Origin of the sequence: Alkaliphilus flagellatus, from assembly GCF_018919215.1 — a bacterium.
In the GTDB taxonomy this organism is placed as follows: domain Bacteria; phylum Bacillota; class Clostridia; order Peptostreptococcales; family Natronincolaceae; genus Alkaliphilus_B; species Alkaliphilus_B flagellatus.
Genome location: NZ_JAHLQK010000009.1, coordinates 40,339 through 50,156 on the forward strand (window position 1 = coordinate 40,339; position 9,818 = coordinate 50,156).

General features: G+C 32.6%; 12 protein-coding genes and 1 rRNA gene. All 13 read left to right on the top strand.

Translation table 11 applies throughout. The features are described 5' to 3' along the window. The first annotated feature begins 71 nt into the window (after nucleotides 1-71). Complete coding sequence (locus tag KQI88_RS17520) at nucleotides 72-953, top strand: sulfite exporter TauE/SafE family protein (protein ID WP_216419591.1); 882 nt, start codon at nucleotides 72-74, stop codon at nucleotides 951-953. 227 nt (nucleotides 954-1,180) lie between these two features. After that, nucleotides 1,181-1,465: a 30S ribosomal protein S6 gene (gene rpsF, locus KQI88_RS17525; RefSeq protein WP_216419593.1), complete on the top strand. Its 285-nt coding sequence runs from the start codon at nucleotides 1,181-1,183 to the stop codon at nucleotides 1,463-1,465. A gap of 19 nt (nucleotides 1,466-1,484) precedes the next feature. Continuing rightward, entirely contained in the window at nucleotides 1,485-1,904 is a 420-nt protein-coding gene (locus KQI88_RS17530; RefSeq protein ID WP_216419595.1) for a single-stranded DNA-binding protein, read from the top strand. An 18-nt stretch (nucleotides 1,905-1,922) separates the two neighbouring features. Beyond that, complete coding sequence (rpsR, locus tag KQI88_RS17535) at nucleotides 1,923-2,156, top strand: 30S ribosomal protein S18 (RefSeq protein ID WP_212381150.1); 234 nt, start codon at nucleotides 1,923-1,925, stop codon at nucleotides 2,154-2,156. Between the two features lie 328 nt (nucleotides 2,157-2,484). Beyond that, entirely contained in the window at nucleotides 2,485-3,693 is a 1,209-nt protein-coding gene (locus KQI88_RS17540; protein ID WP_216419597.1) for an ammonia-forming cytochrome c nitrite reductase subunit c552, read from the top strand. Nucleotides 3,694-3,736: 43 nt separating this feature from the next. Next, nucleotides 3,737-5,026, top strand: coding sequence for a cytochrome c biogenesis protein ResB (locus KQI88_RS17545; RefSeq protein ID WP_216419599.1), 1,290 nt, complete (start codon nucleotides 3,737-3,739; stop codon nucleotides 5,024-5,026). Nucleotides 5,027-5,043: 17 nt separating this feature from the next. Beyond that, nucleotides 5,044-5,874: a c-type cytochrome biogenesis protein CcsB gene (gene ccsB / locus KQI88_RS17550; RefSeq protein ID WP_216419600.1), complete on the top strand. Its 831-nt coding sequence runs from the start codon at nucleotides 5,044-5,046 to the stop codon at nucleotides 5,872-5,874. 14 nt (nucleotides 5,875-5,888) lie between these two features. Continuing rightward, on the top strand, nucleotides 5,889-6,713 hold the full coding sequence (locus KQI88_RS17555; RefSeq protein WP_216419602.1) for a 4Fe-4S dicluster domain-containing protein: 825 nt from the start codon (nucleotides 5,889-5,891) through the stop codon (nucleotides 6,711-6,713). 51 nt (nucleotides 6,714-6,764) lie between these two features. Then, a complete protein-coding gene (locus KQI88_RS17560) occupies nucleotides 6,765-7,298 on the top strand; it encodes an MptD family putative ECF transporter S component (protein WP_216419604.1) in 534 nt (177 codons plus the stop codon). A 169-nt stretch (nucleotides 7,299-7,467) separates the two neighbouring features. Further along, on the top strand, nucleotides 7,468-7,884 hold the full coding sequence (locus KQI88_RS17565; RefSeq protein ID WP_216419606.1) for a hypothetical protein: 417 nt from the start codon (nucleotides 7,468-7,470) through the stop codon (nucleotides 7,882-7,884). A 117-nt stretch (nucleotides 7,885-8,001) separates the two neighbouring features. Further along, on the top strand, nucleotides 8,002-8,589 hold the full coding sequence (locus tag KQI88_RS17570) for a 50S ribosomal protein L25 (RefSeq protein ID WP_216419607.1): 588 nt from the start codon (nucleotides 8,002-8,004) through the stop codon (nucleotides 8,587-8,589). Between the two features lie 199 nt (nucleotides 8,590-8,788). Then, nucleotides 8,789-9,361 (top strand): 50S ribosomal protein L25, encoded by a 573-nt coding sequence (locus tag KQI88_RS17575; protein WP_216419610.1) that lies wholly within the window; start codon nucleotides 8,789-8,791, stop codon nucleotides 9,359-9,361. Between the two features lie 383 nt (nucleotides 9,362-9,744). Continuing rightward, a 16S ribosomal RNA gene (locus KQI88_RS17580) occupies nucleotides 9,745-9,818 on the top strand; the annotation flags it as partial.

Consider the following 9,818-nt stretch of genomic DNA (forward strand, 5'->3'; position numbering starts at 1 on the left):
AGCCTTGACGAGATATTACAAACACAATAGTTAAAATTTTAACAAATCATTAAAAATAGGGGGAAATAAAAATGATAACAGCGGTTTTAGGTGTTTTAGCAGCTTTAACAATTTGTTTTGCTATAGTTTTTATAAAAGACGTAGTTAAGCACAAAAATAATTTAGAATCGAACTCATGGGTAAAGGTAAGTGCAATTGGATTTATTACAAACTTTTTCGACACATTAGGAATTGGTTCTTTTGCACCTACCACAGCTTTATTGAAGGCCTTTAAGCAAACAAAAGATAGGGTAATTCCTGGTACTTTAAATGTTGCTTGTACTATACCAGTTGTAGCAGAGGCTTTTATTTTTATGACAGTAATAAAGGTGGAACCAATTACATTAATAGGCATGCTTGCAGCAGCAGCTCTAGGTGCCTGGGTAGGGGCTGGCATAGTTTCAAAACTACCAGAGAGAATAATTCAGTTCACAATGGGTGTAGCCTTATTTATAACAGCATTTTTAATGTTTGCATCTAAGGTAGGATGGATGCCTGGTGGTGGAGATGCAATTGGATTAGAGGGAGGCAAATTAATATTTGCTATAGTAGCTAACTTTGTATTAGGAGCTCTAATGACAGCAGGAATTGGTCTGTATGCACCTTGTATGGCCTTAGTATACTTTTTAGGTATGTCGCCGAATATTGCTTTCCCAATTATGATGGGTTCTTGTGCTTTTCTTATGCCAGTAGCTTCTATAAAGTTTGTTAAGGAAGGAGCATACGATAGAAAGGCATCCTTAGGTATAACAATAGGTGGAGCTATTGGAGTATTTATTGCGGCATATATTGTAAAGTCATTACCACTTAATATATTAGGTTGGTTAGTTATTGGTGTTATTTTATATACTTCAATTACAATGTTAAAATCAGCTAGCAAAGCACATAGTAAATCAGGTGTTGCTATTGAATAAACGTTTTGAAGAGAAATGAAATAAAATAAAAAGCCAATACAATAATAGAATAAATTATTATTTTAGGTTACAATATAAATAATCGTAAATTGTTATAAAAATTTTAACAATATACGATTATTTATTTGCAATCAATTAAATGAAGTGGTATAATATCTTAATGTGAGAAAATCATTTCTCTGCCCTGTAATAAAACAGGGCCGCTAAGTCCAAAGGGAGGTGGAAAAATGAACAAGTATGAATTAGTATACATTCTAAAGTCAAACGTTGAAGACGAAAAAAGAACTCAACTATTAGACAAATTTAGAGGTATCATCGAAGCTGATGGAGCAATCGAAAATGTTGACGAGTGGGGTAACAGAAAGTTAGCTTATGAAATCAACAAGATAAACGAAGGATACTATACTTTAGTAAACTTCAATGCTGGAGCTGATGTACCAAAAGAATTAGACAGAAACTTAAAAATTGCTGATGAAGTAATTAGACATATGATTATTAAAATAGAAGAATAATCGTAAAGGTGGGAGAAAAATGAATAGAGTAATTTTAATCGGACGTCTTGCTAGAGACCCAGAATTACGTTTTACTGCAAGCGGAAAAGCCGTAGCCACCTTTAGTATAGCAGTAAATAGACCCTTTTCTAAAGAAAAGGAAGCAGATTTTTTCAACATAGTAGTATGGGGAAAAACGGCTGAAAACTGTGCTAACTATCTTGCAAAAGGTAGATTGGTAGGATTAGAAGGAAGACTTCAAAGCAGATCCTATGAAGCTCAAACTGGCGAAAAACGGTATGTTACAGAGGTTATAGCTGATCAGGTAGAGTTTTTAGAGTGGGGTAATAAAGAAGGACAAGGACAATCCCCATCTAAAAGAAATGATGATTTTGGGTCTGTCGATATAGATATTAATGAATTCCAGGCAATGGATGATGACGAAGACATCCCATTCTAGAGAAGAGGAGGGAAAAAGATGGTAAACAATAAAAGAAGACGTAAAACAAGAAAAAAAATCTGTGTTTTCTGTGCTGATAAAACAAAAAATATTGACTATAAAGATGTGCATAAACTAAAAAAATACGTAACTGAAAGAGGTAAGATTTTACCAAGAAGAATTTCAGGAAATTGTGCAATTCATCAAAGAGAGTTAACACAAGCAATCAAAAGATCAAGACACATTGCCTTATTACCATATACAATGGATTAATATAAGTATAATAAAAGAAAGTAACAATTGTTACTTTCTTTTAAATTTTTTTGATAAGACGTCGAATTAATATATTGTTTAAAAATTTGATTTTTAGTATTAATACAAAATTAAAGGATATAGTCAAAATAGCAATGTAGCTAATTAATATTAATTAGCTACATTGCTATTTTTTATACCAAAGAAGAATATATATAGGATAGTTAGTAAAAAAGGTGCACTGTGACTTTTATCACATCACAAAATATGGATACACACTATAATGTTAGTTAATTATCAAACTATTTATCAGTTTTGATAATTATTTTTAAAAAGGGAGGTGAATAAAATGAAAAGAAGAGGTTTATTTATATTTTTATTAGTAGTAATAACATTGGTTTCTGCCTGTTCTAAGTCTAGCACCGAAGCAAAGGGAGAAGAAATACAAGGAATTATTCCTGCAGAGGAGTGGGCTGATAAGTATCCAGATGAATATGCTTCCTATTTAAAAAATGCGGAGGTGGCAAACACAACCTATGGTGGTTCTGAGGCAATTGACTATTTAGAAAAGTACCCAAATCTTAAAACACTATATGCGGGGAATGGATTTAGCAAGGAATATTTAAGAGCTAGAGGCCATGTATATGCATTAGAAGATGTGATTAATACAGCTAGGCCAAAGCCAGGGGCCAGTTGTCTATCTTGCAAGACTGCCGATTATTTAGAAATGATCAATGAATATGGAGATAGTGTCCATGCAATGAATTTTGATGAAATGGCGGCCAAGGTTAAAAATACTATTAGCTGCTATGATTGCCATCAAAATACCCCTGGGGAACCTGTAATAACGAGGAATCATTTAAATGTTGGCTTAGATAAGTTAGATACAGAGTTTAAGATGGGTGATTTATCCTGTGCTCAATGTCATGTGGAGTACTATATGGATAAAGAAACAAAGGAAGTTATTTTGCCCTGGGATAATGGAATAACTGTTGAAGGAATAGAAAAGTACTATGATGATATGGATTACTACGATTGGGTACATCCAGATACAGGTACAAAGCTTCTTAAGGCACAACATTCAGAGTTTGAAACATATCAAGGAAGTCTACATAGCAAAATGGGGTTAACCTGTATAGACTGTCATATGCCACCAATGGAAAATGAAGATGGGGATACTTATCGCTCCCATCAATGGACAAGTCCATTGAAGCATGTGGAACAATCATGTTTACCATGTCACAAAAACGAAACTGCTGATGAACTTATTGCCAGAGTAGAAAAGATTCAAGAAGGTGTAGAAAATAAAACCAATGAAGTTAGTGACATTATTGTAAATTTAATTAATGAATTAACAAAGGCTGTAAACAGTGGTAAATATCCAGAAGAAACATTGAATTTAGCAAGAGATTACCATAGAAAGGCTCAATGGAGATGGGATTTTGTTTTCGTAGAAAACAGTACAGGATTCCATAATCCAGAGTTTACCCATAAAAGCTTAGATGAGGCACGTATGTATGCGGAGAAAGGTTTAGAGGTTTTAAGAGAATTTCAATAATTAAGGGGCTCTATCGAGCCCCAGTTTAAAAGGGGAGTAAAGAATGAAACAAGATAGTATTTTTAAAGAAATATGGAAGGCATTTCACTCAATGAAGTTTGGAATTATCTTATTAATAATTATTAGCATTTCTTCCATAGCGGGAACAGTTATACCACAAAATAATCCGATGACATTTTATGAAAAGGAATACAGTTTTTTTATATACACAATTATTAGTACATTAAGCTTACATAAAGTATATGCTTCTTGGTGGTTTATATCTATGATGGTAGCATTGTCTATAAACTTAACGCTTTGTAGTATTATCCGACTTCCTGTAATAATTAGACAAATTTCAAGGAAGCCTCAATTGGAAGAAGAAATTAGAGGGAAAAATTTTTTAATAAAAAGTGAGTTTGATAAAGAGATTGATGTGGAGAAATTTTTTAAAAGAACAAGGTTTTTTAGGGTGAAAAGAATAGATAAAGCAGAAGGAACCTATTATTTTTCGCAGAAAAATTCCTTTGGTTATTTAGGGTCGTGGCTAAGTCATGTGGGCTTATTAATAATTATTTCGTCCTATATCTTTGGAAAAATAGTTGGATTTGAAACTTATGCTTATGGAGTGCCAGGAACGGTACATTCCATAGAAGGTACTTCATACACATTGAATATAGATGATTTTAATATCGATTTTAGAGAGGATCATACTGTCAATCAATATATTAGTAATATTACTGTGAAGAACCAGGGCGGTGATGTAGTAAAGACAGGGAATGTAATGGTTAATCATCCATTTAGAATGGAAGAAATAAATATATATCAAAATGGTACTGGTTGGGCTATAGACATTGAACTTGAAAAGAATGAGAAAAAGATTTCAGAAAGAACACTTTACCAAAGTGAAGTACATGTAGATGATAATGAACGAATAGCTCTACAGTTTGTTAACTTTTATCCAGATTTTGATCAATCTAAGGGAATGCCTAGAACTTTAACTCCCTATTTAAATAACCCAAAACTTCTTTATACTATTTTTTATGAAGGGCAGAGGGTGGACATGAATGTGGCCTCTATAGGGGAAGATATTTCCTGGGAAGAATATACTTTTAAAATTCATAATCCTAGACAATTTACACTTCTACAAATTGTTAGTGACCCTGGAATGACCGGGGCAACGGTGGGAGGATTAATTTTATTGCTAGGTATTATGCTGGCCTTTTATTTCCATCCAAAGCAGTTAAAGGCGTTCGAAAGCAAGGATGGAAGGACTGTTATATGGGGTGATACAGCAAAAAATAAAGATGTTTTTAAAGAGGAAATGAAACTAGCTTTAATGGAAATAGAATAATTAGGGGGAAATGAATTATGAATTTGGAAAGATTTTTAAGTATAGAGAGTGGGTTATTCAATGTTGGAATAGCCATGTATATGATTTCGATGGTGCTTTATTTTCTGTTTTTTATTATAAAAAGTGAAAAGTATGGTAAATATGCAACATTTTTTGTTAAGATAGCCTTTATGTTTCATACAGTAGCCTTAATAGCAAGAGGAATAGGTGCGCAAAGAGTGCCCCTAACCAATCAATACGAATTTGCCACTAGTTTTGCTTGGGGTATAGCCCTTTGTTTTATTATATTTGAAAAAAAATATAACTTTAGAGCCATGGGAACCTTTGTTACACCTATAATTTTTATAATTATTGGATATGCTGCAATGCAAAATAAAGGTGTTCGTCCTTTAATGCCTGCGCTTCAAAGTAACTGGCTTACAATCCATGTGGCTACAGCAGTTATTGGATATGGTGCCTTTGGGGTTGCCTGTGGGGTATCAAGCATGTATTTATTAAGAGACAAGTTTTCTAGAGATGAATTTATTAAAAAATATATACCCCCTTTGGAAAGACTTGACTTAATCAGTTATAGAGCTATTTCTCTAGGCTACTTGTTTTTAACCTTAGTTATGGTTACAGGTGCTATTTGGGCTGAAAGAGCTTGGGGAAGATATTGGGCATGGGATCCAAAGGAAACTTGGTCATTTATTACATGGATTATATATTCTATATACTTGCATGTTAGAATTATGAAAGGATGGAAGGGAAGAAGGGCAGCACTTTTTAGCGTTATAGGCTTTATTTGTGTATTATTTACCTATATTGGTGTTAATACTTTATTACCAAGTATCCATAGTTACGTTTAGGAGGTTATAGATAGATGGAGTGGTCAAAGGAAGCGGAAGTCAGAATAAAGAAGGCCCCATTTTTCGTTAAGAACATGGCAAGAAAAAAGGCAGAGGAAGTTGCTAAAAGTAGGGGAAAAACCAGAGTGGACATAGAAGATATAGAAATTGCAAAGGGAAGTGGAGAACTGGAGGATTTAAGTACCATGGATTTAGCCATTGATGGATTAAAAAACACAAATTTTCGTGACATGGCTTTATGTGGTGGGATTAGGGAATGTCCCTTAACTCTTTTTAATGACGAGGAAGTAGCTAGAATTTTTGATAAAGTTATTAAAGAAGAAGATTTAGAAAAGGTAATAAAAGGCGCCATTGATGAACCAATATTGTATCATAAAAAATTTAAAGCAGCTATTAGTGGCTGTCCAAATAGTTGCTCTCACCCACAAATTAAAGACATTTCTATTGTTGGATACAGTTCTCCTAAAATTAATGATGGGTATTGTATAGGTTGTTACCAATGTGTAAAATCATGTCCAGAGAAACTTGTAACTGTAGATAAGAATCCAAGGATTGATATAAAGGAATGTATTGACTGTGGAAGGTGCATTAGATCATGTCCAACAGAATCTATTAGAGAACTTGAAAAAGGGTATAGAATCTATATAGGTGGTAGATTAGGTAGAAGACCCCATTTAGCTAAAAAAGTTGTAGATGTTAAAAGTATACAGGAATTAGAATATGTACTTAGAAAGTTAATAGTTTTATATAAACAATGTATAATACAGAGGAAAAGGTTTAGTAAAACCGTAGAAGAGTCCACTATAGAGGAAATCCAAAGAAAGATAGGTATACATTAATCATCGTTAAGGCTAAAATATATAATATAATGATTGTATAGTAGGTGAAGTATGAGAAAATTTGAATTAAGAGAAATAATATTTATAAGTTTAATAGTTGCTGCAATTTTAACTATTGGTTATGCATTGCTACCGTTCATGCAAATGCTACCTACTCCTGCATTTCGTGCTCTTTTAGTAGCTCCAATCTATAGCATAGGGGTTACACTATTAGCTTCTAGAATTAGAAGGCCAGGAACTATTACTATGATGGGATTATTAATAGGTAGTTTGCTAAGTATCTTCTTTATCTGGATGTTTTTTATAGCTGTTATAGGCGGTATTTTAACAGATCTTACATGTTTTACATTATTTAAGGGATATGACAAAGATAAAAGCATTGCTATTGCTGGGGGATTATTTCCTGCCTATCAATTACCAAGTACATTTGTGGTTGTAGCATATACATTAGGTGGCGTTACAAAGGACCTTCTAAACAATTCGCTGGTTATATTAATTCCAACTATTATTACTTTTATTTTAGGTTATCTAACCTCTAAGGGGTTACAAAAAATTCTACGCAGTCGCAGTTTTGAGTCAATGTAATTTAAAATTTGCAATGGGAGTGCATATAGGTAAAACACTATATGGACTTCTTTTTATAAGTAGGACAGGACAGACGACTTTTTAAATTATTTTAAAGGATTTATTTATGCATAAGGAGAATAATATGCATATTGTAACTATAATTTAAAGCATAAAAGGAGAGAAACAAATGGCCTACATAGTAATGGGAGATCATTTTATAGATAGTGAAGAAGTTTTAAAGAAAATTAAAGAAAATACCCAATTTAAAATGGTAAAAGATTTAACTAAAGGCTCAAAGCGAGAGGATACTTTAATTTTTCAGATTATACAAGATGTAAAGCAATTAAAACTAGAATTAGATCTAGAGGGCCAAGCAATTGATGTGAATGAAGAGGAATTAATTGAAGAACTAATGAGTTTAGCTGATGAAACAGCTTATATGGTAGAGGATTTTATTCCAGAGGATGCTATATGTTATGTTTATTCCTATCATTATGACGAAGGATCAGAAGAGATAAAAACTATTGTTGTTGCAGCTGATGAAGTTATAGGGGGACTGAGATTAAGAGATGTGGCGGAAAGGATTTTGCGTTCTGTTGATTAGTAAAGAAAATTTAATTCAGATATAATTTAGCGCTAAATTTGAAATTTTTGAATTAATTTGGTTTAATAGTACTAAGCAATAAAATACAAAATAAAAAATAAAAGGGGGAATTCTAAAATGGCTACACCGGTATTAAATGTTGAATTAAGGAATGTTAAAGGAAAAAACAAAGTATTTAAGACAAGAAGAAGTGGAAATATACCAGGAGTAGTTTACAGCAGAGGAGAAAAGACAAAAGAGATATCATTAAATGGAAGAGAAGTGGAAAAAATATTATCAAGATATGGTCAAAGTATGAAAATAGCTTTGGATCTTGAAGGAAAGAGATCCTTTGCAATTATTAAAGAAATACAAAGAGGTAGTATTAATAATGAAATATTGCATATAGACTTCCAAACATTAGACGAAAACGAAAAGATTAAAATGCAAATGCCAATTCAGATTATTAATAGAGAAGAAGTAGAATCTTCGGTTCGATTTATACAGATAAATATTAATGAGGTGGAAATTCAAACTTATCCTAAATATTTACCAGACAAAGTTGAACTAGATGCTACTAAACTAAATGAAAAGGATGTTCTAACAATAGGAGATTTAGATATTGCTGAAAATGAACATATTGAGATATTAGAAGATAGAGAAAAAGTAGTAGCTTCTTTTGCTCATATATCAAGTAGAGCTGAAGTAGATGAAGAAGAAGCATAATTAAACTACACTAGCGGTGAATTAAATTTCACCGCTTTTTTATTGTGAATACAACAAGGTTCCCGGGACCCATCAGCAATCTTTGATTGCGTTGATGGGTGGGGTTCTTATTATGTAAATAATGACTAGACTACTAAAAGTATAAAACATAAATTTTTGGAAATAATTGATTAGAAAAGGAACTAGGGGTGATTTATCTATGAAATATGCTTTTAGTAGCGAAGTTAGAAAAGATCTAGGTAAAAATGCAAGTCATCGTTTAAGAGAAAGAGGATATGTACCCGCTGTCATTTATGGAAGTAATATGAATACATTGCCTTTAGAAATTAACTCTAATGAAGTAGAGAATTTTACTAGAAATTATGGTAGTGGAGGACTAGTAGGATTAAATGTTGGAGAAGTTAATTACACAGTTTTCGTTAAAGAAATTCAGAAGGATCCTGTTACAGGTAAAATAATTCATGTTGATTTTCAACAAGTTTCCCAGAATGAGAGAATACATGTATCGGTTCCTATAATATTAAGGGGTAAATCCTCAGTTGAAAGAGGAGGTTCAATAATTCAGCAACAATTAAGAGATATAGAGGTGGAGTGCTCCGCTAGAGATATTCCTAAAGCTTTAGAGTTTGATATCTCTCAATTTAAGCCCGGAGACATATTAAAGGTTGCAGATATGGAATTTGGACAGGAAATTAGTATTATTCAAGATCCTCAATCCATTATTGCATCAATTGCCTTTGCTAAAGATAGTATAGAAGAAAGTGAAGAGTAAATATAATAAACAGCAAATGCAAGATTTCAATACTTGTATCTGCTGTTTAAATTTTTTTTGCAAAATGTGTTGACACAAATTTTAAACCGTGATATAGTTGTACAAGTCGTCACCAGTAAAAACATTTTAAATATTAACTTTAAAATTTAAAAAATAACTGTTGACAAAGAGTAATAACCATGATATAGTAGTAAGAGTCCCCATGAGGGACATCGAAGGGCACAAGCCCTTAAAGAGGTCTTTGAAAACTAAACAGTATAGATTAAGCCAGCAAAGGTAGATTGCCAAAATCTTTGATTTTGTGTAAGGTACCTTCTCAGCGAAAAGCTGAGTTTCCATTAAATATTAATTTATTTAAATGGAACCCAAAAATTCGAGCATTTTTATTTAAGAGTTTGATCCTGGCTCAGGATGAACGCTGGCGGCGTGCCTAACACATGCAAGTCGAGCGGAGTTA